The sequence below is a fragment of the Acinetobacter sp. YH01006 genome (genome assembly GCF_013420445.1).
Classification (GTDB): domain Bacteria; phylum Pseudomonadota; class Gammaproteobacteria; order Pseudomonadales; family Moraxellaceae; genus Acinetobacter; species Acinetobacter pseudolwoffii.
The window spans coordinates 110,185-134,295 of sequence record NZ_VOYB01000008.1 but is presented as its reverse complement, the minus strand read 5'-3'; the positions used below and the strand labels follow the sequence as shown (position 1 = coordinate 134,295).

The 24,111-nt window shown below is 45.2% G+C and carries 21 protein-coding genes and 1 other RNA gene; 9 read left to right on the top strand and 13 right to left on the bottom strand.

Features of this window, described 5'->3' with window-relative positions; genetic code table 11:
- Nucleotides 1–124 precede the first annotated feature (124 nt).
- Together FTT73_RS09060 and ssrA are read right to left on the bottom strand one after the other, a co-directional pair.
- The gene (locus FTT73_RS09060; protein WP_257232864.1) at nucleotides 125–1,120 is read right to left on the bottom strand and encodes a tyrosine-type recombinase/integrase; all 996 of its coding nucleotides are present in this window, start codon (nucleotides 1,118–1,120) and stop codon (nucleotides 125–127) included.
- A gap of 182 nt (nucleotides 1,121–1,302) precedes the next feature.
- Nucleotides 1,303–1,661, bottom strand: a transfer-messenger RNA (tmRNA) gene (gene ssrA / locus FTT73_RS09055).
- Between the two features lie 130 nt (nucleotides 1,662–1,791).
- On the opposite strand from ssrA, the gene glpK reads away from it, so the two are divergent.
- Nucleotides 1,792–3,276 (top strand): glycerol kinase GlpK, encoded by a 1,485-nt coding sequence (gene glpK / locus FTT73_RS09050; RefSeq protein ID WP_180191305.1) that lies wholly within the window; start codon nucleotides 1,792–1,794, stop codon nucleotides 3,274–3,276.
- A 73-nt stretch (nucleotides 3,277–3,349) separates the two neighbouring features.
- On the opposite strand, the gene FTT73_RS09045 is transcribed toward glpK, so the two are convergent.
- On the bottom strand, nucleotides 3,350–3,847 hold the full coding sequence (locus tag FTT73_RS09045; RefSeq protein ID WP_005172294.1) for a thioesterase family protein: 498 nt from the start codon (nucleotides 3,845–3,847) through the stop codon (nucleotides 3,350–3,352).
- A gap of 105 nt (nucleotides 3,848–3,952) precedes the next feature.
- On the opposite strand from FTT73_RS09045, the gene hemB reads away from it, so the two are divergent.
- Both hemB and thiO read left to right on the top strand, forming a co-directional pair.
- Entirely contained in the window at nucleotides 3,953–4,966 is a 1,014-nt protein-coding gene (gene hemB, locus FTT73_RS09040) for a porphobilinogen synthase (RefSeq protein WP_005172298.1), read from the top strand.
- Between the two features lie 15 nt (nucleotides 4,967–4,981).
- Nucleotides 4,982–6,106: a glycine oxidase ThiO gene (thiO, locus tag FTT73_RS09035; protein WP_180191304.1), complete on the top strand. Its 1,125-nt coding sequence runs from the start codon at nucleotides 4,982–4,984 to the stop codon at nucleotides 6,104–6,106.
- Here thiO and FTT73_RS09030 read toward each other — a convergent pair.
- Nucleotides 6,095–7,000: a TIGR01777 family oxidoreductase gene (locus FTT73_RS09030; RefSeq protein WP_180191303.1), complete on the bottom strand. Its 906-nt coding sequence runs from the start codon at nucleotides 6,998–7,000 to the stop codon at nucleotides 6,095–6,097. The two genes, thiO and FTT73_RS09030, sit on opposite strands and share 12 nt — an antisense overlap.
- Nucleotides 7,001–7,152: 152 nt before the next feature.
- Nucleotides 7,153–7,614 carry an ABZJ_00895 family protein gene (locus FTT73_RS09025; protein ID WP_005096058.1) on the bottom strand — a complete coding sequence of 154 codons (462 nt, stop codon included), beginning with the start codon at nucleotides 7,612–7,614 and terminating at the stop codon, nucleotides 7,153–7,155.
- Nucleotides 7,615–8,082: 468 nt separating this feature from the next.
- Here FTT73_RS09025 and FTT73_RS09020 point away from each other — a divergent pair, with 468 nt between their 5' ends.
- From FTT73_RS09020 to FTT73_RS09010, 3 genes are read left to right on the top strand one after another with little or no spacing between them, the layout of a single operon-like run.
- Complete coding sequence (locus FTT73_RS09020) at nucleotides 8,083–9,336, top strand: exonuclease SbcCD subunit D C-terminal domain-containing protein (RefSeq protein WP_100354874.1); 1,254 nt, start codon at nucleotides 8,083–8,085, stop codon at nucleotides 9,334–9,336.
- Between the two features lie 8 nt (nucleotides 9,337–9,344).
- Nucleotides 9,345–12,956: an AAA family ATPase gene (locus tag FTT73_RS09015; RefSeq protein WP_180191302.1), complete on the top strand. Its 3,612-nt coding sequence runs from the start codon at nucleotides 9,345–9,347 to the stop codon at nucleotides 12,954–12,956.
- 5 nt (nucleotides 12,957–12,961) lie between these two features.
- Nucleotides 12,962–14,065: an acyltransferase gene (locus FTT73_RS09010; RefSeq protein ID WP_100357381.1), complete on the top strand. Its 1,104-nt coding sequence runs from the start codon at nucleotides 12,962–12,964 to the stop codon at nucleotides 14,063–14,065.
- A gap of 33 nt (nucleotides 14,066–14,098) precedes the next feature.
- Here the strand turns inward: FTT73_RS09010 and FTT73_RS09005 are convergent, their stop codons facing one another.
- On the bottom strand, nucleotides 14,099–14,785 hold the full coding sequence (locus FTT73_RS09005; protein ID WP_180078580.1) for a YggS family pyridoxal phosphate-dependent enzyme: 687 nt from the start codon (nucleotides 14,783–14,785) through the stop codon (nucleotides 14,099–14,101).
- Between the two features lie 123 nt (nucleotides 14,786–14,908).
- Between FTT73_RS09005 and FTT73_RS09000 the strand changes: the two genes are divergently transcribed.
- Nucleotides 14,909–15,946 carry a type IV pilus twitching motility protein PilT gene (locus FTT73_RS09000; RefSeq protein ID WP_004279279.1) on the top strand — a complete coding sequence of 346 codons (1,038 nt, stop codon included), beginning with the start codon at nucleotides 14,909–14,911 and terminating at the stop codon, nucleotides 15,944–15,946.
- A 30-nt stretch (nucleotides 15,947–15,976) separates the two neighbouring features.
- Nucleotides 15,977–17,098, top strand: a complete 1,122-nt coding sequence (locus FTT73_RS08995) for a PilT/PilU family type 4a pilus ATPase (protein ID WP_005096052.1) — start codon at nucleotides 15,977–15,979, stop codon at nucleotides 17,096–17,098.
- Nucleotides 17,099–17,167: 69 nt separating this feature from the next.
- Here FTT73_RS08995 and fur read toward each other — a convergent pair whose 3' ends face one another.
- The gene (fur, locus tag FTT73_RS08990; protein WP_005096051.1) at nucleotides 17,168–17,605 is read right to left on the bottom strand and encodes a ferric iron uptake transcriptional regulator; all 438 of its coding nucleotides are present in this window, start codon (nucleotides 17,603–17,605) and stop codon (nucleotides 17,168–17,170) included.
- A 112-nt stretch (nucleotides 17,606–17,717) separates the two neighbouring features.
- Here fur and FTT73_RS08985 point away from each other — a divergent pair, with 112 nt between their 5' ends.
- Complete coding sequence (locus tag FTT73_RS08985) at nucleotides 17,718–18,116, top strand: outer membrane protein assembly factor BamE (protein WP_004279275.1); 399 nt, start codon at nucleotides 17,718–17,720, stop codon at nucleotides 18,114–18,116.
- A 100-nt stretch (nucleotides 18,117–18,216) separates the two neighbouring features.
- Here the strand turns inward: FTT73_RS08985 and FTT73_RS08980 are convergent, their stop codons facing one another.
- The 6 genes from FTT73_RS08980 to FTT73_RS08955 form a co-directional block, all read right to left on the bottom strand.
- Complete coding sequence (locus FTT73_RS08980) at nucleotides 18,217–18,549, bottom strand: RnfH family protein (RefSeq protein ID WP_180078566.1); 333 nt, start codon at nucleotides 18,547–18,549, stop codon at nucleotides 18,217–18,219.
- Entirely contained in the window at nucleotides 18,549–19,628 is a 1,080-nt protein-coding gene (locus FTT73_RS08975) for a hypothetical protein (RefSeq protein ID WP_005096049.1), read from the bottom strand. The genes FTT73_RS08980 and FTT73_RS08975 overlap by 1 nt, the downstream gene beginning before the upstream one ends.
- 142 nt (nucleotides 19,629–19,770) lie before the next feature.
- Nucleotides 19,771–20,226 (bottom strand): bacteriohemerythrin, encoded by a 456-nt coding sequence (locus FTT73_RS08970; protein ID WP_180191301.1) that lies wholly within the window; start codon nucleotides 20,224–20,226, stop codon nucleotides 19,771–19,773.
- A 285-nt stretch (nucleotides 20,227–20,511) separates the two neighbouring features.
- Entirely contained in the window at nucleotides 20,512–21,360 is an 849-nt protein-coding gene (locus FTT73_RS08965) for a class II glutamine amidotransferase (protein WP_180191300.1), read from the bottom strand.
- Nucleotides 21,361–21,492: 132 nt separating this feature from the next.
- Nucleotides 21,493–22,401, bottom strand: coding sequence for an acetylglutamate kinase (gene argB, locus FTT73_RS08960; RefSeq protein ID WP_005096046.1), 909 nt, complete (start codon nucleotides 22,399–22,401; stop codon nucleotides 21,493–21,495).
- 10 nt (nucleotides 22,402–22,411) lie between these two features.
- Nucleotides 22,412–23,830 (bottom strand): phosphomannomutase/phosphoglucomutase, encoded by a 1,419-nt coding sequence (locus tag FTT73_RS08955; RefSeq protein ID WP_074384136.1) that lies wholly within the window; start codon nucleotides 23,828–23,830, stop codon nucleotides 22,412–22,414.
- Nucleotides 23,831–24,111 lie beyond the last annotated feature (281 nt).

Here is a 24,111-nt window from a genome sequence, read left to right as displayed (position 1 = left end):
GGATAATCTTTTTCAGATTCAATCAATAATTGAACCGCTCTTTCTCTGATTTCAGGGGTATATTTTAATTTTGTCATCGGGATAGTCTCTCAGAATATTGACTCTCCGACAAACCCGGTACGGTTCATAAATTAGATTCATTAACAACAGTACTGAACAAAGATCTAAAACCATGAGTAGTCATTCGCCCTGCATAACCACAACGCTTTATCACGGCCAAAATAGACTCGCTACGCATAGGTTCTTTGTTATTCAAACGATGGGGAAATAGCAGTTCCTGATTATGAGTAAGTCTCAAAGCATGAAGTTCAGCAATCATCATGTCAGTCAACGGCACACGATGTGAAAGTCGGTTCTTCATTCGTTCTTCAGGAATATCCCACTTACGCCCCTCCAAATCAAACTCTTCCCAACGTGCTTGCAGTAACTCACTGACACGAACGCCTGTCAGCATAATCAGGACAATGGCATGATGTGTTTGGGCATCACTTGGGTATGCTCTCACCTTTCTTAAAAATTCAGGCATTTCAGAGGCCGAAAGCGAAGCCAGGTTTTTGACCCTTTTATTCTTGAGGGCGTAGACTAAATCACCTGCCGGATTGTCATAGCGATATCCATGGGCAATAGCGTATTTCATGACCATGCCACAACGAGACAAAGTACGTTTTGCAATTTCAAGCGAGCCTCTTGCCTCAATTTTCTTAATGATCTGCAGAATCTCAGGTGCCTGAATCTGATTAATACGCTTATTAGCAAGAGCAATATAAAGCTCATCCAATGAAGCTCGAACATTACTGATGTGTTTGGATGACCAGGTTTCTTTTTGATTATTAAACCAATCTTCTGCAACTTCTTTGAAATAGGGCTTTAAGTCTTCATGCAATACTGAACGTGAGTATCGATGCTTAAGCTCATATGCAAGTTCCCTTGCCTTTTTTAAGCTTAAATCTGGATATGGGCCAAGCGATTCAGACTTACGTTCACCATGGACAGTGACGCGTACATTCCAATATTTTTGACCTTTGGTGGTAATGATAAGGGATAAACCGTGTAAATCCGAAAGACGATACTGTTTATCTTTCGGCTGTGCTTTTCTGCATTCAGTATCTGTAAGTGGCATGTCGATTACCCATAATTGATGTATTAATTTCTGGGTAAATTTTCCCAATATTTACCCATAAAGAGCAAATATGGGGTCAAATGGGATCAGATGTTATCGGACAAACAGGCATAAAAAAAAGCCTTTAAACATTGAGTTTAAAGGCTTTTTTAGATTCCGATGGATTACTTCGGAAAGAATTTTGGTGGAGGTGGCGGGAGTTGAACCCGCGTCCGCCAGCATTACGCTCGAGAATACTACATGCTTAGATATCGTCTATTGTTTTAACTCTTTGTGACCCGACGAACAGGATACAAATCGCGATCCTCTTAGTTTAGTACAAAGCCCCGAGGCTTGGCTTTATACGGACTTGTGTGCGTGCGCTTCAGTCGGACTCTCTAACCACAAGTATTCGGAGAGGCGGACAAGCTGCCCTTAGGCAGCTAGAGCGTATGATTCGTCGTTTGCGACTAAAAAATGCAAATTTGATTTACGAGAGAAAATGCGCTCTCGGCATGCATCTATGAGTTTCATCACCAGCGTCGAAGCCAGAAACACCCCCAAAGTACAAGGCAATCATAGCATAGATGTCAAAAATTACGATGCATTTTCTAAACATTTACACAACTTGATGCGCTTAATTACATTATTGCGCTAATATTTTACTTTTCAAGCCGAATAACAGAAAAATTATGAGCTATTTACTGGCCCTAGATCAAGGAACCACATCGAGTCGGGCTATTATTTTTAATGAACATGGACAAATTCAGGCAACGGCTCAACGTGAAACCCATATTCAGACGCCACATTCAGGTTGGGTCGAACAGGATGCTCAGGAAATCTGGAGCACGCAGATTGCGGTGGTACAGCAAGCGCTTGCTACGGCGCGTATTCTCGCCAAAGATATTAAAGCCATTGGTCTGACCAATCAGCGCGAAACCACGGTGGTTTGGGATCGAAGAAATGGTAAACCGCTCGCGCCGGCCATCGTCTGGCAAGACCGTCGAACGTCTGACTGGTGTAACCAGCTGATTGAACAGGGCTGGATGACCAAAATTCAGCAAAAAACCGGTCTACGGATTGATCCTTATTTTAGTGCAGGAAAATTGGTCTGGTTTCTCGAGCATGTAGAAGGCGTACGTGAACTGGCTGAACAGGGTCATGTCGCTTTTGGTACTATCGATAGCTGGCTGATCTGGAACCTGACTCAAGGCGCAGAACATGTGATTGAAGCCAGCAATGCTTCCCGTACCATGCTGATGAATCTGCATCAACAAACTTGGGACGAAGAACTGTTGGAGCTGTTTCATATTCCTGCTTCGGTCTTACCAAAAATTATTTCCTCGGATAGTTATATCGCTGACACCGCTTCAGGTTTACTCGGTGCCAATATCCCCATTACCGGTATTCTAGGTGATCAGCAATCTGCACTGTTTGGTCAATCCTGTTTTGAAGTGGGGAGCGCAAAAAACACCTATGGCACCGGCTGTTTTATGCTGTTCAATACCGGTCAAGACATCCAGCTCAGTCAGAATAAACTGCTTTCTACCCTTGCCTGGCAAGCGCAGGGTCAAACCACCTATGCACTGGAAGGCAGCGTGTTTATGGCGGGTGCGGTAGTGCAATGGCTACGTGATGGTCTCGGGATTATTCAACAAAGCCGTGATGTGGAAAAACTGGCCTGTAAAGTTGAGGATACCGACGGCGTGGTTTTGGTTCCGGCCTTTACCGGACTTGGCGCGCCGCATTGGGACAGTGAAGCGCGTGCCCTGCTCTGTGGCATGTCTCGTGGTACGACTCAAGCGCATATCGCCCGAGCAGCCTTAGAATCAATCGCTTTTCAGGTATCGGATGTCCTCAGTGCAATGCAATCCGATATTGCCCACCCTTTAAAAGAATTACGGGTCGATGGCGGTGCCAGTAGCAATGACATGCTGATGCAGTTTCAGGCAGATATTCTCAATGTGCCGGTGCTGCGTCCAAAAATGCTGGAGTCTACCGCTTGGGGAGCAGCAGCGATGGCCGGATTAAAAGCTGGCGTATTTTCAAACCTGGAGGAAATTTCGCAGTCTTGGCAACTTGAACATGCCTTTGAACCGAAAATGCAAAATGATGAGCGTGAAGCTCATTTAGCCAAATGGCAGAAGGCCTTAAATCGGGCCAAATCAGATCTATAACCTGTATCAATCTGAAGGTCGAAAGCTAAAAAAGCACTGTTCAACAGTGCTTTTTATTTTCTATCTCTTACCCTCAATAAGCATAAGATGCAATCGCTGTAGCAATTGGCTTATCTTCATCATTGATCATGGTCATACGCATGGTGCAGCCCTTACGCCCCAAACGTAAGGTTTCTGCCCGCGCGATAAAATATTTACCGCGCCCGGGTGCCAGATAATCCACCCGCATATCCACTGTCGCCAAACGCGAGACTTTTTTAATGGTGTCGGCAATGGTTTCAGGTTCGGCTTTTTTATATAACTCCCCCATCGCTACAATTCCACCGACACTATCGAGTACCGTGGCCGCAAGACCGCCATGCAAAATTTGAAACGCGACATTACCAATCATAAAATCCTGCATTTCGACATAGGCTTCGATCTGGCCTTCCACCACCCGCATGCTCATACCATTATGCTTAAAAAAAGGAGAGCTATTAAAAGCATGTACCAACTGATTTAAGACCACATCAATATCCACCTTTGCCCCCAAGTGTATATTACCTGTCCAGCTTTTCTCTGTCTTAGTCATCACTCTGCTCAAATCCACCGCAATAAAAAACCGCTAATTTATGCCCAAAAATTTCAGTTAGGGCTACAATAGGTGCCTAGTTTAATACTGATTGCTGAGATTTTTATGACCTATACGTTCAATCGTCCCGCGTTTCCTGCAACTCGCATGCGTCGTATTCGTAAAAATGAGCATTTACGTTCTATGGTACGTGAGACGCATCTCAGTGCAGATCACCTGATTTATCCAGTATTTGTACTGCCGGGACAAAACCAGAGCCAAGATATTCCCAGTATGCCGAATATCCAGCGCCTGTCAGCAGACTTGCTGTTAAAAAAATCAGAGCGTCTGCTGGAACTGGGCGTCAACAAACTGGCACTGTTTCCAGTCACACCACAAGAAGATAAAAGCCTGACCGCCGAAGCGGCTTGGCGCGAAGATGGTCTGGTCCAACGCACTTTGCGTTTATTAAAAAAAGAACTGCCAGAAATGGTGCTGATTACTGATGGTGCACTCGACCCCTATACCACGCATGGTCAGGATGGCATTATTGATGAGACCGGTTATGTCTTAAATGATGAAACGGTCGAATGTCTGATTAAACAGGGCTTAAGCCATGCCGAAGCAGGCGCAGATGTATTTGCCCCAAGTGACATGATGGATGGCCGGATCGGTGCAATTCGTCAGGCCTTTGAACAAAATGGGCATATTTATACCTCAATCATGGCTTATTCAGCCAAATATGCATCCAGCTTCTATGGCCCATTCCGTGATGCAGTCGGTTCTGCCAGCAATTTAAAAGGCGGCAATAAATACAATTACCAGATGGATGTCGGTAACCGTGCCGAAGCACTGCATGAAATTGCGCTGGATATTCAGGAAGGCGCAGACATGGTGATTGTCAAACCGGGCATGCCTTATCTTGATATCGTCCGTGAAGTTAAAGACACTTTTGGTGTACCAACCTTTGTCTATCAGGTCAGTGGTGAATATGCGATGCTGGCCGCTGCCATTCAAAATGGCTGGTTATCTGACAGCGTGATTATTGAATCACTGATGAGCTGCCGCCGCGCCGGTGCCGATGGCATCTGGACTTACTTTGCCGAAGAAGCTGCACTTAAACTGAAAGACATGAAGTAAAAGGATTTCGGCGCAATGCATATCGCTATTATCGGCGCTGGCATCACCGGGTTGATGTCGGCGCTGGAACTGCTTGAACAGGGATGTTCTGTCACGATTTTTGATCAGCAAGTTGCCGGGCAGGCTGCGTCTTGGGCCGGAGGCGGGATTCTTTCTCCGATGTATCCTTGGCGCTACCCCGCTGCAGTCAATACGTTGGCCCGACATGCCAAACCGCTCTATCAGGACTGGAATCAAAAACTGCAGCCAGTGACCGGTATCGATTTCCAGATTCATGAAAGTGGTATGCTGATTTTTGATGAAGCTGATTTTGAGCTTGGCTTGCGCTATGCAGGAAAATATCAGGATCCTCAGCAACAGGCCGAATTGCTTGATCAGACTCAGCTACAACAAATCAATCCCCGAATTGATCAGCGCAAGTTCAAACAGGCGATTTACTTTCCGGAACTGGCCAATATCCGCAATCCGCGACTATTACAGTCGGTCATCAGCTATTTAAAACAGCATCCGCATGTCACCTGGCAAGAGCACTGTAAAATCACTCAGCTCAATATTCAGCAAGGCTGGGTAACGAGTGTGTCCAGTGAAAGCGGCCAACACTTTCAGGCAGATCAGTTTGTAATCGCCACAGGCGCATGGTCTGCAGGCTGGTCGGAACAGCTTGGCTGTGAAATTCCGGTACAACCGGTGCAAGGACAAATGCTGCTGTTTAAAACCCCAGAAAACTGGCTACCGAGCATGTGCATGAACAAGGTCATGTATCTGATTCCACGGCGCGACGGACATGTTGTATGTGGTTCCAGTATGCGTCAGGTCGGTTTTGACACCTCGCCTTCTGCTGAAATCCGGCAAGATATTCTACAGGCTTGTCTGGGGATGGTACCGGAACTGGCGGATTTTCCGCTGGTCAAGCAATGGGCCGGATTAAGACCCAGCTCACCCGATGGTATTCCCTATATTGGCAAAATCCCCGAATTACAAAATGCCTGGGCCAATTTTGGCCATTTCCGCAATGGCTTATGCATGGCCCCAGCCTCAGGCAAATTACTGGCTCAATTGATGCTTGAACAGTCAACCATTGTGGATCCGCAGCCCTATGCTCCGGCCCATCTATTGGAGCCAGGTCGCTTAGTGCTTTAGAATATTATGCAGCGCTTCTTTCAAGGTTGGATAATCAAACTGAAAGCCCGCATCCTGTAAAGCTTGAGGCTGTACATACTGACCGTTTAAAACCAGTTGCGATTGTTCTCCCAGCATCATTTTCAGGCTGCATGCTGGCAGTGGCAGTAAAGGTTTGCGTTTCAGTAGCTGTGCAGCAGTCCGGGCAAACTGTGCCTGACTGACTTTTTCCGGAGCAACCACATTAAAAATCTGCCCAGTCGTCGTTTCAAGCATCAAGAATTCAATCGCACGCAATACATCTTCTAAATGCACCCAAGTGACTGGCTGACGCCCATGACCAATCCGCCCGAACAGATTCAGTTTAATCGGCAATAACATCTGCGGCAGAATTCCACCACCTTTGCCAAAGACCACAGCAAAGCGAACAATTTTGGTGTTCCGACTGCTATAGGACAAAGCCAGTTGTTCCCACTTCGCACAGAGCTCAGACATAAAAATATCTTGTGGCGGGCTTTGTTCCGTATAGACCTGCTCCCAGCGCTCGCTCGGGTCAATACCATAATAACCAACGGCCGAGGTCGAAATAATCCGTTTCGGTTTGATCTGGTATTTTTCTAAATAGTCAAATAACTGTTTGGTGGTGTCTAAACGGCTATCCAGCAATTTCTTTTTACGCGCTGCTGTCCAGCGTCCCTGACCGATGCTTTCGCCAGCCAGATTAATCACATAATCAATCTGAGGCTGTTTTAATTCATCCAGCTGGTTAATCCAGTGAAAATCTGGATGAGGTTCAGATTGATTCTTGCGGCGGGTCAGCCCAATCACCCGATAATCACGTTCTAATAAAAAACGTACCAGATGACTGCCAATAAAACCCCTCGCTCCGGTCACCAGCACTACAGGTTTATCCATAAGTCATTCTTAGCCCTGTTATTTTTTCTATTTAAATTATACGCAACTTATTCTGGGGTTTTTCAATCAATGCCCTCTTTGTCGTGGTGAATTTGTATCCTGCCTGATGCGATCAATTTATCAAGATCAATCGTCATAAAGCCACCTACCTATCAGGCCTGCGGCGAATTGCCAAACATTTGATCTGCCATACGCTGTGCCTGCTTGCCATAGAACCAGTAAGTCAATAGATACAACGGAATCGCGATCAGCAAGAACATGATCAGCACAATACTTATAAATTGTGGCTGTTGTAGATATAGCAAAAAGTCCTGCCAGGCATTTGGATTAGAGCGCGTTGCAATCAGAATACCAAGTAACAGAAATAGCAGGTTATAGCCCCAATAGATCAGGCTAAACCCCAAGGTGAATTTTTTACGTTCCGACTGCGTTGGGGCACGTTTTTGCTGTTTTAAAAACTTAAATAAGATCCAGATCATGGCTACCAGATAAGGAACAACCGTCAGTACGGCGCCCATCCCCGTTGGCATCAGTGCTGCCAGCACCCCGCAAATGCAGGTAAAAATAAAGCAGATAATAAAAAACCAGATAAAATAACGGGTTAAAGGCAACATAGGAATCACTCAGTGACATTCATCAAGCTAGTATAAAAAAAAACAGGTTTTTTTTCATTTTATTGTCAACCATCGGCCAGAGGATGACGTTATATAGGGTACAAGGTACAAAAATTTGGACTGGCATCCACGAATTTTTGCTGACCTTAGAGCTAAAGCAATAAGTCCAGTGTACAGGGAAATTTTGAATAGCAGCCAAAATCTTCATGTAACACAAATTTGACCGACGATTTCACATCACTCGAATCGTCGGTTTTTATTTTTTAAAATTCCGATTTTTCAGCCTGATGAATTACATGACTGTTCAAGACTGGGTGATTTAGACATGACTATCCTGCCATTTTGCCTACTGATTAAAATAAATTCAGCCTGACATCAGCAACAATTCGCTGAAATATCTTTTTTAAGTAGATTTTCCCCTCAGCTTTTTCCTATAGTAGCAAGGCAGACATTTCAGGGTTCATCTACATGGCAGTTCATTTTCTTCACACTTCCGATTGGCATCTGGGGCAATTTTTCCATAACCATGACCGTGAATTTGAACATGCCCAGTTTTTGACTTGGTTGCTCGATCAAATTAAAACAAAACAGCCGCATGCCTTGTTGATTGCCGGTGATATTTTTGATGTGATCAATCCAGCCTCAAGTGCGCAAAAGCAACTGTATCAGTTTCTGGCCGATGCACATAATCTGGCCCCGCACATGCAGACTTTGATGATTGCCGGCAACCATGATTCCGGTTACCGGATTGAGCAGGTTGAACCTTTTCTGTCTAAATTCAATGCCAAAGCTGTGGGAATTGTGGGCCGAACCGCAGAAAACACCCTGAATCTGGATCGCTTGCTGATTCCGATTTATGATCAGGATAAAAATATCATCGCCTGGTGTCTGACCCTGCCCTATTTACGCAGTGCCGAAATTACCGGGCTGAATGAGCATACCAGCAATAGCCAGAATGCGATTAGCTATCTGCATCAACAACTGATTGCCGAAGCCAAGGCCCGTAAACAGCCGCATCAAGCCCTGATTTTAATGTCGCATGCACATATGCAAGGTGGCGAAACTTCCGACTCGGAACGGCCAATTATTGTCGGTAATGAAGAAGCGCTCTCGACGGCGCTGTTTGATGAAGTGATTGATTATGTCGCACTCGGTCATCTGCATAAACCACAAAAAGTTGGTCAGCCGCATATCCGTTATAGTGGCTCACCGATTCCGCTGTCATTTAGTGAAATCAACTATCAACATCAGGTGGTTGAGGTCAGAATTGATCCTGAGCAAAGCCCGGAACAGCGCTTTCAATACGATGTTCTAAAAGTGCCACGCACCGTCGAGCTGTTCCGGATTCGGGAAAAGCTGGAAGATTTAATTGCTAAACTTCAGGCCTTGCCTGCCGGAGAAATCGAACAACTGTCGGCACGACATTTTCTGGAAATAGAATACACCACCGATGCGCCGCCACCAGTCGATTTACGCCAGCAAATTGAACTGGCTTTACCCGCCAACCGTTACCGCTTGCTGCGCATCAGCCGGATTTATCAACAACAGGCCGAACATACGCAAGGAGATTCGAAAATTGATCTGGCACCACCGACGCCGGAATCGCTGTTTTTGAATATCTGGAAAAAAATGGGCTATGAACATGATCATTCTGTACAACAGGATTTTCAGCAACTTCTGGTTGAAGCCCAGCACGAACTTGCTCAGAAACAACAAGCCTAGGATCGGCCATGAAAATTTTACGTTTGAGTCTCAACAACCTGGCCTCCCTCACTGGCACCCATCATATTGATTTTGAATCCAGCCCTTTAACACATGCCGGCCTGATTGCAATCACTGGAAAAACCGGAGCCGGTAAATCGACCCTGCTCGATGCCATGTGTCTGGCGCTCTATAACGAAATTCCACGTCTAAAAGGTGCGACCGGCAGCCTGAAAGATGCCGGTGGTCAGGATGTTTCGATTAAAGACTCCAAGAATATTCTACGCCGTGGCTGCGTGCATGGTTTTGCCGAGCTGGAGTTTATTGCCCTGGATAGCAAACGCTATACAGCACGCTGGGAGATTCGCCGGGCACGTCAGAAAGTCGATGGCAATCTAAAAGTAGATCGTTTTATCAAGTGCATCGATGATGATACGACGCTAACGCAAAAAATATCTGAAGTTACCCCCTTAATTGAAAAACTGCTGGGCCTGAGCTTTGAACAGTTTACCCGCGCGGTACTGCTGGCGCAGTCGGAAGTTGGCGCATTTTTAAAAGCCAAAGATCATGAACGTGCAGACTTGCTGGAATATCTGACCAATTCGCAGATTTTCAGTGAGGTCAGTAAAAAAGCAGCGGAAAAGCATAGTCAGGTTCGACAAAAGCGCCATGAACTGGAAAACTGGCTCGGTCATCTGGAATTATTATCCGAAGACGATATTACTCAGCTTCAACAGCAACATACTGCCTTCAACCAGATACTTGAGCATTTTAACCAGAGTGAAAAATTACTAGAAAATGACCTGAAATGGCATCGGCAGAAACATGCTTTATATACTGAAATTCAGGCCAAAAAAGAAATTTACGATGTACAGCTGGATGCCGATCAGAAGCTGACCGCACAAAAGCAGTTGCTGGTTCATTTGGATGAGTTTCAGGGCATTCGAGAACAGTTTATCCAGCAGAATCAAATGCTCACGCAGCAAAAACAGCTTGCGATACAACAACAATCATTCGAACAGCAGCTACAACAGGTGCAACAGCAACGTGATGCTGAATTTGCGCAACTTGCTCAGATCCAGCAACAGCAACAAGCCCATGTTCAACATATGCATGCCATGCAGCCGCATCTGGAACAAGGTCTAAAACTGGATCATGAGATGCATCTGGTCGGCAATGACTATAAGAAAAAATCAGCAGATTTATTGGACTATGCACAGCAGTATATCCAACCCTTGCAACAACAGATTGAATCATCGAAACAGCAACTCGCATCTGCTGCCGAGCAGCAACAGCAACGCCTGACGCAACTTGAACAGCAGGCTGATCTTGCCGTGTTTGATCTGGAACCACAAAGTACACTGCAACGACTGCAAGACTATCAAAAGCTGTATCAACAGATGCAGCAACAGGCGCCGGCAGTACTCTCTCAATCGCGTACTGAACTGGAACATTCCCGGCAGCAGCTGGCTCAACAAATCGAAAGTTTGCAGCAACAATTTGGCAATCAAGCCCAATTGGAACAACAGCTTCAGCAGCAGCAGACTGTACAGCAACAGAGCACGACTCAACTGCTTAAACTGGAAGGCTTGATCCAGCACGTGGCACGTCTAGCGGAACAGGAAGCCGAACAACAGCAACTCAAACAAGACGTAGCGCATGCACAGACAGAATTAACCCAGCTTGAACATACGGAAATTCAACTGCAGCAAATAGTCAGCAACACCGAACAGGAATTTGAACAACTACAAAATATGCTGCAGCAACAGCGCCTGCTGCAAACCCAAAGCGTGCAGGAACTGCGCGCGCAGCTCAAACCTGATGAAGCCTGTATGGTCTGTGGCAGCCAACAGCATCCGTTTGTCCAACATCAAGCATTATTAGACACAGCGCTAAACCAGCTGCAAGATCAACAGCTGCAACAGGCACAACAACAACTGAATCAGCTTAAAGATGATTTAAAAGCAACCCAGATTCAACAATCCAAAATCAAGATGCTCCTTGAGCAAAAACAACAGCGTTTAATCCACATTGAACGGATACTGAATGAACAGCACCAGACATTACAACAAAACTTAAAAGAGTTAGGACTTGAGCCAGCCAATCCTGATCATTCAGCCCAGTTGCTCCATCCCCTGCAAACACAGCTTGGCCAGTGGCAACAGCAACACACTCAGGCAAACGAACAGTTCAAAATCCTGCAACAGACTTGGCAAAACTGGCGACAACAGCAACAGCAACTCGACAGCTTGCAACTGAGTCTGCAAAAAATGCTGCAACTGGATCAACTGATTGAGCCAGTTCTTACAGTACTGCCCGAAGCACAGCAGCTCGCTTGGCACAAGAATGCGCCTGCTGCCTGTACCCAGCTGCAACAACATTTGCAGCAGCGATTACATCTTGTCAATCAAGTCAAAACTGCGGAACAGGAGCTACAAGGTTTCAAGCAGCAACTGAATCAGGCTCAACAGCAACTACAGATGCATGAGCAGCGGCATACGCAAATACAGGCCGAGACCCATTATTTGCTTGAACAAGGCAAAGACTTACGTCAGCAACTCAATCAGCTGACCGAACAACATGCCGGTCAGACCTATAAGCTGGCAGCAGAATGGCGACAGCAACTGGATACCCAGTTAAAAGCGCTTAATAGCCAGCTTCAAGCACAACGCCAGGTATATGAACAGCATGAGCAAGCTTTGCATCAGGCTTTACTTAAACAACAGGCTTTGCTGACCCAAATGCAACAGCTAACTCAACAGCAGGCACAATCTGATCAGGCCATCCGTACATGGCAAAATCTGCATCGACATTTTAATGCGGAACTGATCCAACAATGTCTGACCATTGGTCTGAGTGAACATCAGCAAATCCGGCAGCAATTACAGGCACAACATCAAGCACTGGAAAATGCCAAAATTGCCTGGCAAACGCTGGAAGATCAATACCAGAAGCATCTCCAGCAACAGCCTGAACTTGCTTTTGAGGAAGTGGAAGCACATTTAAATAGTTTGGCACAGGAAAAAACCGAGCAACAAAACAGCTTCAATGAGATTGATACCAAACTGCGTATGAATGCCAATAATCAAAATACCTATGCCAAATATCAGCAACAGATTGAACAGGTCAAAGCCGAAGAATATCGCTGGGGCCGTATCTACGATTTAATCGGACATAAGGAAGGTACCAAGTTCCAGAAAATTGCTCAGGAACATCATCTGGATATCTTGGTGGAATACGCCAACCAACAACTGCAACCGCTGGCACCGCGCTATCAGTTGCACCGTATTCCAGACAGCCTGAGTCTGGCGATTATTGATCTGGACATGAACAGCGAAGTACGTCCGGTCTTGTCTTTATCTGGCGGAGAAACCTTTCTGGTTTCTCTGGCCTTGGCACTGGCGATTGCCAATATGGCTTCCGGTTCGATGAAACTGGAATCGCTATTTATTGATGAAGGCTTTGGTACTTTAGATCCAGCCTCATTACATATGGTGATGAATGCACTGGATCATTTACAAAGTCAGGGTCGTAAAGTGGTCTTAATCTCGCATGTGCAGGAAATGCATGAACGGATTCCAGTACAGATTCAGGTCAAGCCAGTCGGTGCTGGCGCCAGTACCATTCAGATTATAGGTTGACAATGATGCACCCTGCCCCAGACAAGCTCTCGCCCTATTTCAGCTTACAGCTCGAGAGCCTACGGGGCATCAGTGCCATTGTTGTACTGTTCACGCATTGCTTTCAGGCCTTTATCGCCCCTTTTGACCTCAGCCTGTATTCATGGGTGCGCCTGCTTGGTCAGGCCGCGGTCATGATTTTCTTTGTTCTGAGTGGTTATCTGATTGGCTATTCGATCCAGCACAATATTCATCAGCATGGTCAGTTCAATCTGCGCCGTTATACCCAACAGCGTTATCGCAGGATTTTGCCACCCTTTCTGTTTGCCATGGCTCTGAGCCTGTTGTTGTATCTGTTGGCACCACTACTCTTTGCCACTCAAAGCCATGCCTTTCAAAACAGTTTTGGCATGATGATCCGGTCTGACTATGGTCTCGATTCAGGTGATTTTATTGGCGCTCTGCTGTTTTTGAATGGCTTCATCACGCCTACAGTTTCAGCCAATGCCCCGCTCTGGAGCCTGAGTTATGAAGTCTGGTTCTATGTCTTGGCCGGATTTCTGCCTTTTTTCAAAGATTCAGAAATAGCCAAAATCGGCTTTTTTAGTGTTTTAATCGTTTTATCCATCCTGAATATTCAGTTTTTTATTTATTTTCTGGTCTGGCTGATGGCCTTTGCCTGTTCATTTCGTCATATCCAGCGACATTTTCTAAACCGGTTACAAGTGCTTAAACTGGGGTTATTTGGCTTGGCATTTCTAATCGCCTGCATTGATGCTTACCAGTTTCATATCGTCGATCAAGCCCGACAATATCGCGCTGCAAATTTTACTCTCTTTAATTTCTGTATCGGCCTAGCATTTAGCTGCTGGCTGGTACAACTCCAGCAGCAGCGCAGTCACTACAATCCGGTCTGGGTACAATCCGCTGATTTTTCCTATACCTTGTATGTAACCCATTTCCCTTTGCTGCTGTTTATTCTGGGCTGTGTTCCGGCAACCTTGGCTTATGGTCTGGGCGGCGCTGTTTTAGCCTTGCTCGGCAGTATGGGCAGCCTGATTGTCTTTGCCTGGCTCATGGCAAAATGGCTGGAGCCACAAAGAAAAAAAGCGTTATCGAATAACGCTTAATCATACTTTTTCAAAATAACCCGACAACGCCTGTTAATCCTTTTGAGGACGTGCACCAAATAATGCCGTGCCGACACGCACCATGCTGGAACCGGCAGCAATTGCAGCCTGCATATCGGCCGACATGCCCATACTTAAGGTATCCCAATCTTCAGGATGCGCATGCTGAGCTTTCACCCTATCAAATAAAGCTTTAGCCTCGATGAAAGCTTGAGGATTCCCCTGCGCTGGAATCACCATCAAGCCACGTAAGCGCACATTTGGCAGTTGGCTGATTTGTCTAACTAAATCAGTAACTTCTTCCGGTTGGCAACCATCTTTCGTATCCTGAGCATCAATATTGACCTGAAGACAGATATTCAGCGCGAGCTGATCTTCTCTACGCTGATTGGATAAACGCTCGGCAATAATCAAACGATCCACCCCATGCACCCAGGCAAAATTTTCTGCCAGATGCTTGGTCTTGTTACGCTGTACATGGCCAATAAAATGCCATTCAATTTCCAAGTCTTTTAGAGCCGTAATTTTCTCTAGCGCTTCCTGCAAATAGTTTTCGCCAAAGGCACGTTGTCCCGCCTGATACATATCAGCCAGTACTGCACTCGGCTGGGTCTTGGAAACGGCCAGCAGTTGCACCGAATCTGGCTCACGACCGGCCTGAGCACAGGCTGTTTCAATTTGCGCTAAAACCTGATTTCGTGACTGTTGCAACATATTCATTGATGGGGTTCTCATTTCATTCATCTTTTTTTCCCTTGCCCATAAACTAAGGGTTGGTTAAGCTGTGGGAAAGCCTTATTATTCTATCAAAATAATTAACATTTTAATGAACTCGGGGACCTTATGGATATCACAGAATTGTTGGCATTTTCTGCTAAAAATGGTGCGTCGGATTTACACTTGTCTGCAGGCTTACCGCCAATGATTCGTGTCGATGGGGAAGTTCGTCGTATCAACCTGCCAGCATTAGAACATAAAGAAGTACATAAACTTGTTTATGACATCATGAACGATAAACAGCGCCGTGATTTTGAAGAAAATCTGGAAACTGACTTTTCTTTTGAAGTACCCGGTGTGGCCCGTTTCCGTGTCAACGCATTTAACCAGAACCGTGGTGCCGGTGCAGTATTCCGTACCATTCCATCCAAAGTTCTGACCCTTGAAGATCTGGGCATGGGACAGATTTTTAAAGATATCTGTGAATATCCGCGTGGTCTGGTACTGGTCACAGGGCCAACCGGTTCGGGTAAATCAACCACCTTGGCGGCGATGCTGGATTATATTAACGACAACCGCTATGACCATATTCTGACCGTCGAAGATCCAATCGAATTTGTGCATCAATCCAAGAAATGCCTGATCAACCAGCGTGAAGTGCATCGTGATACGCACGGCTTTAATGAAGCCCTGCGTTCCGCACTGCGTGAAGACCCGGATATTATTCTGGTTGGTGAGATGCGTGACCTTGAAACCATCCGTCTGGCCTTAACTGCGGCAGAAACTGGTCACCTGGTGTTTGGCACCCTGCATACCACCTCTGCGGCCAAAACCATTGACCGTGTGATTGACGTATTTCCTGCCGAAGAAAAAGATATGGTTCGTGCCATGTTATCGGAATCATTGCAGGCTGTGGTTTCACAGGCCTTGCTGAAGAAAAATGGCGGCGGACGTGTTGCGGCACATGAGATCATGATTGGTATTCCTGCAATCCGTAACCTGATTCGTGAAAATAAAGTCGCACAAATGTATTCTGCGATTCAGACCGGTGCCAACTATGGCATGACCACACTGGATCAGACCCTGAAAACCCTGGTATCTAAAGGTCTCATCAGCCCGCAAGTGGCACGTACTGCAGCCAAACAGCCAGAAGCATTCTTATAAGAAAAATTAATTGTATTGGGGTTTTTATACATGGATTTTAACGGCTTACTCGATTATATGGTGGAGAAAAAAGCATCGGATCTGTTCATTACAGCCGATGTCGAACCTTCAATCAAAATTAATGGGCAGATTTTACCGATTGGTTCGATAAAATTACCCGGCGCGGCAGTGGGGCAACTGCTTCACTCCATCATGAGCGACAAGCAGCGTAAAGAATTTGCAGACACGCGTGAATGTAACTTTGCCATCAGTACACCGGATAAAAGTGCCCGCTTCCGTGTCAGTGCCTTTCAGCAGCGTGATCAGCCGGGTATGGTTTTGCGTCGGATTGAAACCGTGATTCCGACCATGGATGAACTCAAATTACCGCCGATTCTAAAAGAACTGGCGATGACCAAACGCGGCATCATTATTTTTGTCGGGGCAACCGGTACCGGTAAATCAACTTCGCTGGCCTCGCTGGTCGGTTATCGCAATGAAAATTCCAAAGGTCATATCATTACCATTGAAGATCCGATTGAATTCATTCACCAGCATAAAGGCTGTATCATCACCCAGCGTGAAGTCGGGATTGATACCGATTCCTTTGAAATTGCCCTGAAAAACACCTTACGTCAGGCGCCGGACGTGATTCTGATTGGTGAGATTCGTTCGCGTGAAACCATGGATTATGCGATTGCCTTTGCCGAAACTGGTCATCTGGTCTTTGCGACCCTGCATGCCAACAACGCCAACCAGGCCATTGACCGGATCATTCATTTCTTTGAAGCAGACCGGCATAACCAGCTGTTCATGGACTTGTCACTGAACATGAAAGCCATTGTGGCACAGCAACTGATCCCAACCATCGATGGCAATGGTCGTCGTGCCGCGATTGAGATTCTGATTAACTCCCCCCTGATTGCTGACCTGATCCGTAAAGGTGATGTGCATGAGATCAAGGACCTGATGAAGCGTTCCCGTGAACTGGGCATGCAAACCTTCGACCAGGCACTGTATGACCTGTATAAGGCCAAGCAGATCAGCTATAAAGATGCGCTGAAACATGCGGATTCACCCAATGACTTACGTCTGCAAATCAAACTGGCAGAAGAAGGCGGCAGTCATTTATTACGTGCACATTCCAATATCACCTTTGATGGCCAGTCCTGATCAGATTGAACACATAAAAAAACAGGCTTCAATCGAAGCCTGTTTTTTTTGTTTCAACCGGAGCGCAAATTATTTTTTACGAAACACTTCCTGACAGGCCGGCGCATCGCAGTAGCCATACAGATTCAGAGAGTGACCGGTTAATTCAAAACCAAATTTTTCAGCAACATCATGCTGCTCTTTTTCAATCGTATCATTGATGAATTCAACGACTTTGCTGCAATTCAAACAGACCAGGTGATCGTGGTGATCTTCCTGCATGATCTCGAAAACGGAATGATTGTTTTCAAAATTATGACGCTCAATAATACCCGCGGCTTCAAACTGTGTTAACACACGATACACAGTTGCTAAACCTACATCTTCACCCTGATCGAGTAAAGTCTTGTAAATATCTTCCGCACTTAAATGATGTTGTCTTGAATTTTCTAGTAATTCTAATATTTTAATTCGTGGAAGGGTAACTTTCAGTCCAGCTTTTCGTAAATCTTGGTTTGAAATAGTCATGTAAAAAGGTCTCTCAACAAAATCAAAGTTGGAATATGCAACAAACTTTAGATGCAGTATGATCTATCCTTGGATCAAATGCATCATAATTAATTTGGGATAGTTTAGCAAAATGCAAAAAATCATGTTGACGTTATTCGTCACTTCCTTGCTCGTCGGCTGTTCGACATTAGGTGTTTATAAAGTAGATATTCCACAAGGAACCCCTTTAACCCAAGCTCAAGCCGCTAAAATTCAAGTGGGAATGAGCCATCAACAGGTGCGTTTCTTACTGGGCAGTCCAACGGTAAGCGATCCGCTGAATCCTTTACGCTGGGACTACATCTATAACTATACCCCAGGAACCTACGCTAAAAAAGCCAAGATCCCGGCAGCCCAAGGCCAGCATTTGAAAATTTACTTTAACCAGTCTGGTATCGTGGAACGTGTTGAAGGTCTGGAAACCATTCCAGAATCTCAACCCGGCTTACCAGGTTCAAAAGAAGCAATTTTAAATGCGCCTCCACTATAGTCGCTTTCTCATGAAAAAGCCCCTGAATCATCAGGGGCTTTTTTGATTAAGTCGATTGATTGAGCAGATCATTGAAACTAATGCTCATTCAAGCCGCTTTCTATTCGGAAGATGGTTTCAGCTTTCTTAAAAGATTGCCTCTGGCATAACGACCCACCGGATTTTTCTCGGCACGTTTACGTCGGATATCTTTAGGATTGATAGTCAGTGCTCGGTAAATTTCGACTCGATCACCTGCTGCAAGTGGCTGCTGATGATCTTGCAAGCGTACACCAAAGATGCCCAAAGACAAGGGTTCAGGTAGGGTAACCTGCTCTGCTATGCCACTTTGCTGGATGGCATCCAATGCTGTCATGCCGGGCTGAAATGGCACAGCCAGATGAAACTGTTGCTCCGGAGTCGCGTAGACCACCCAGATCAGTGCATTATTCATCAGAACAGTTGTCCTAGAACAGCGACCATCGCCACGATAATCGAAACAGGCAATACCACACGGACAGCAATACGCCACAGGTTATAGAACCCTTCAGAGCTAAAATTCATTGATTTACGTAAATGGCTGATCTTCATGATCCAGCCCGCAAAGAGCGCATAAATCAAACAAATCAATAAGCCCCAAAGCAGTAAGACTACGTTGAACATTGGTGTCACATTTGGAATGGCCCAGATCAGGGTGACGACAGCCATAATCGCCCATTGAATCGCAGGGTGAAGCTGACGTTGCTGTAACTGCTCTCGTGCCATCTGCAGGATGAATGCAGCAGTCGCTACAATCGCGGCCACCAACGTAAATGCAGGGATTTGTGCTTGTACAGCAAAGAAGGCAAATACAATCACAGCAAGCAATTGTGCGATCCAGATCGGCAAGACCGTCTTGCTGGCGACATCCTGCTGTTGTACAGCACTCAGGCTAGACTGCCAGTACAAGCCCATGCCTAGGCCACTTGCAACCAGTGCCAATACGGTGGCATTGCCCCATTCCGAGAATTCAACTGGCGTGACTTGCCATGCAGGTAGCGCAGTTCCCATCACATTTGCCAAGATCAGAGATGCCAGTACGCCAATCGCCGTAATGACTAACAAAATTTGACGCGGCAGCAGTGACAAGACCAGAGCGGCAATTACCAGACCTATAAACAAAAGATTCGGTGCAAGATCAAGAGCAGCAAGCGCCAGAACATTGCTGGCATTGTTCAGCATGGCACCGGCCAGAAAAGGAATAAAGATCACACTGAGCCAGCCGACTATACGCCATTTTTGTGAGGCATCTGCTTCACGGGTCAGCGTTGACAGTGCCTGTAATGCCGTTGTTTTAGAGCGCTTGGCCAAAGCAATTTCCAAGTAGCAGATGGGAAGCGCCAGAATCAGCATAGTGGCTAACCAGAGCATCCAGAAATCCAGCTGACGATCAATCTGTATACCCGTTATCGGTGCGAGCGTCGCGATGATAATAAACGATAAACAGAAAGCCATCAGCGGTGATAACCATTTTGACATAGCATTGTCCTGCATGATGCATTCCTATAAAAATCTAGCGCTATTTTGCCTTGTGAAGCGGTGAAAATCAAAAACAAAAAGCAAACCACCATGACAGTGATTTGCTGCGCAAAATTATAATTAAATTATAATTCTTGTTATCTCATTCTATCTTTTATTATGAAAAGAAACGGGCGAACCAGTTTTTACCGGTTTTCTTTTCTTTTTCTTTGATAATGCCCATCATATTTTCTTTTACAGCCCCAACATAATCAGCGTCATCGTGCTGAATATGATTGATTAGCCATTTTGATAATACTTCATGCAGTTCATTTTCAATTGACTGCCCCAGTTCAAAACGGTCACGATACGATTCAATTTTCTTGATAAACAGATCATGCACACGTTTATGTGGAACCCGATATTTATAGCCGGCTTCTTCCTGAAGAGATTCTTCAAAGGTAAAATGCGACTGGGTATAATCGATAATATTGTCGAGAATCTGTTTAATACGGGCACGTTCGGTACTTGCATCAATTCCATCAATTTCATTGATATAATCGAGAATTCGTTTGTGCTGATCGTCAATCACATCGATACCAGTATTATAGTCTGGAACCCATTTCATTTTCATTACGATCACCTATAACTATTATTAAGGACTTACCACATAAAAATCATCATATAACGTATTGATTTAAATAAAAATGAAGTAAATTAGTCGGCTTTCTTCCTTATTTGGCAAAAATAGATCAACTCCTTGTTTTTATTTGATATATATTTTAAACCCGAGTATAAGAATCAGATATTTTTTAATCAATCTACTATTTTTAATATTATTATTTCTATTTTATTTAAATAAGAAAATATTAAAAAAGCGGGAATTTATTCCTGCTTTTTTTAAATAAAGACTCTGCTTTTAATATAAATCTGCTTTGGTTACACGTTTTAAGGAGGGATCAAGACGTTCCCGCTCTAACCGCTCCACTTGAGTCAGCTGCGAACGATGCTTGGCCCCATCTTTAAACAGAATCATTTCGCCAGGCTGAAAAGAGGTCCATTCTTCATTTTGCGTCAATGGCTCGGTAGTAATGACGGCTACCCTGTCCTTAGGCGTGGTGACCTGACTGAAATCGACTTCAACATCAATATCAATGAGTTGTGCCGGTCTAAACGGGTATTCACGCACCAGCCAATGCAACTTGGTAATGGCATAGCTAAACAGTGCCTGACCATTGGAAAGGCAGAAATTAAAGGTACCATGTTCCGCAATCGTAGGCGAAATTTCGGTTAGCAGATCAAAGACCTGATCCAGACTTGGTTCATCATAACCAAAGCGTTTGACCAGCTGATCGAGCAAATAGCAAAAAGCGCGCTCACTATCAGTATTGCCGACTGGGGTAAAACGGCCACTCAGCACCGGAAAATACTCATGCAAATCGCCATTATGGGCAAAAATCCACTGCCGGCCCCACAGTTCGCGGCTAAATGGATGCGAATTTTCCAGATTGATTTTGCCTTGGGTGGCTTTACGGATGTGCGCAATCACATTACGGGATTTGATCGGATAGTTACGCACCAGCTCGGCAATCGGAGATTCAACCGCAGACTGGTTATCGACAAATAGGCGACAGGCTTTATCCTCAAAAAAAGCAATTCCAAAACCGTCGGCATGATCCGAGGTAATTCCGGCCCGCTGGGAAAACCCACGAAATGAAAAGGTAATATCCGTCGGGGTGGCACAATTCATTCCGAGCAGTTGGCACATGGTCTGGTTTCAGCTTTCTATTTTCTTAGATGCTTATTGTGCATGACTACCCGAGTCATTTCAAATAGCTATCAGTTATAAATAGAGATAAAAAAGAGCCTCAATTGAGGCTCTTTTCCGCAAAAAAACAACTTATGGACGAGGTGGATGGGCACGGTTGGTAATCAGTGTACCAACGCCATGATCGGTAAAAATTTCCAATAAGCTGGCATGTGGCACACGACCATCTACAATATGCGCGCTCACTACGCCGCCTTTGACCGCATCCAGTGCACAGCCGACTTTAGGAATCATGCCACCATAGATCACGCCTGTTTCAATCAGACGGTCAACTTCCTGAGTGCTTAAACCCGTCAGCAGGTTTTTATTTTCATCCAGAACACCTGTAATATTGGTCAGCAGAATCAGCTTCTCTGCACCTAGGGCTTCTGCGACTTTACCTGCCACCAAGTCTGCATTGATGTTATAGGTATTGCCTTCTTCATCCACGCCCAGCGGTGCAATCACGGGAATGAAATCGCTGTTGGTGAACATTTCCAGCACATCGGTTTTTACGCCAACGACTTCACCGACCAGACCCAAATCAATTTGCTGAACCGAACCATCTTCAGCCACTTTTTCCATCAGCAGTTTTTGTGCACGAATCAGGTTGCCGTCTTTACCGGTCAAGCCAATGGCACGACCACCATGCTGGTTGATCAGGTTCACAATCGATTTATTGACACTACCGCCAAGTACCATTTCCACGACTTCCATCGTGGCAGGATCAGTCACGCGCATCCCGTCGATACGGTCTGATTCACGGCCCAACTGTTTCAGCATGGAATCGACTTGTGGCCCCCCACCATGCACCACAATCGGATTAATACCAACCGTTTTTAATAATACGATATCACGTGCAAATGAACTTTCCAGCTCAGGATCGGTCATCGCATTACCGCCGTATTTTACTACCAGGGTTTTACCCGCAAAGCGTTGAATATACGGCAAAGCTTCTGTCAAAATCTGTGCTTTGTCGATGCCTGTTTGTTGATTTGGCATTCGCCTCTCCTTATTGAGCATCTAAAATATCTTGAGCGATCTGTGGATAACGGTCACGCAACATGGCTACAAACAGCTGACGAATTTCATTCAGGCCCTGAGCATCATTGGCATCAAAGCGCACTGTGAAATACTCACCTGTATTGGATGCTCGAATGATGCCAAAACCATCCTCAAAATCAAGACGTATCCCATCAATTTTACTGATTTGCGCACGAATTCTTTCAGATTGCTGTTCAACAAAGTCTAAAAGTTCAACCGGATGCACATGATGCGTTGCAATATAAAGATCTTCGGTCCCATGCCGTTTCGGATAAGCCGCTAAAGCTTGTGCAAGACTTTGACCAGTTTGATCCAGATATTCCATGACTCTGAGCGCTGCATAGAGTCCATCATCATAGCCCCAGCCACGGCCATCATTAAAGACATAATGCCCGGCATATTCTCCACCAAAAATCGCCTGCTGCTGAGATTGTGCCAGATAAGTTCTCAGAAATGAGCTTCCGGTACGAATCATCACCGGCTCACCGCCCAAACGTTGCACGGTGTCTCGCACCAGGGTTGAACATTTGACATCATAAACAAACTTGCGTGGTGCTGAGTCAGTGAGGCAAATTTCGGCAAACAGGCACAGTAACTGATCCGCCGTGATAATCTGGCCCTGTGCATCAATCAAGACCACGCGATCGCCATCGCCATCCAGGGCAATGCCCAGATCAGCCTGCTGTTGCATGATGCTTTGGCGTAAAGTCTCCAGATGTTTGTCTTGCGAAGGATCTGGTGCATGGTCTGGAAAATGCCCATTGGCATCACAACGCAAAGCCATCACCGCACAACCCATTTTTTGAAGCACCAGATTGGCACAGCGCCCGGCTGAACCATTCAGACCATCCAGAACCACTTTAAATGAGCGCTTCAACTGGATATCTTTTAATATACCATGCTGATATTTTAGACAAAATTCTGGAATAACTTGATGAGTCTGTTCGTCTAGGCAAAGCTGCTGATTGCTATAATGTGGTTTGGCCAGATGAGCCACCTGCTGGATCATCTCTGGGCAAGGCGGCTCACCAGAGACAATCCATTTAATACCATTATCTTCTTTGGGATTGTGACTGGCCGTGACCATGATGCCATTGCCATCAAATTGCCGTGCGGTGAAATACAGCATCGGACTGGAACAACAACCGACAATGGTGGCTTCAATCGAATAAGCTTGAAAAATACGGCGAATGGTTTCTGCAAAAGCCGGACTGCTAAGCCGTGCATCATAGCCAATTGCGACACGTGTCTGTCGCGCAGCCTGATATTGCTGTGCTAAACCGTGAGCAATTGCATCGATAATCCCAGCACCCAGTACACTGACTTTACCGCGTATGTCATAGGCTCGAAAAATGTGCATAGGGAATAGATGATTCATAGATCCCATAAAACTGTTCTTTTCACTAAATATAAGGAGATATAAAATGACTTATTTCATCATCATGACTTTAAACATTTGTTTTTGTTTTAAGACCCGCTACTTTTAAACCATTTCAATGTAACAATCAATTATAAAAATATTACCGTTAACTGAATAATCAGAAAATTTCTGTGATGAAATAGTCCTTATTTAATTATATTTATTTTTAATTTCCCCGGCTAAAATTAAAATAAAGATATAAATTTCAATTTTGAATAACTCTATTTATATAGAAAATAAATTTTTAT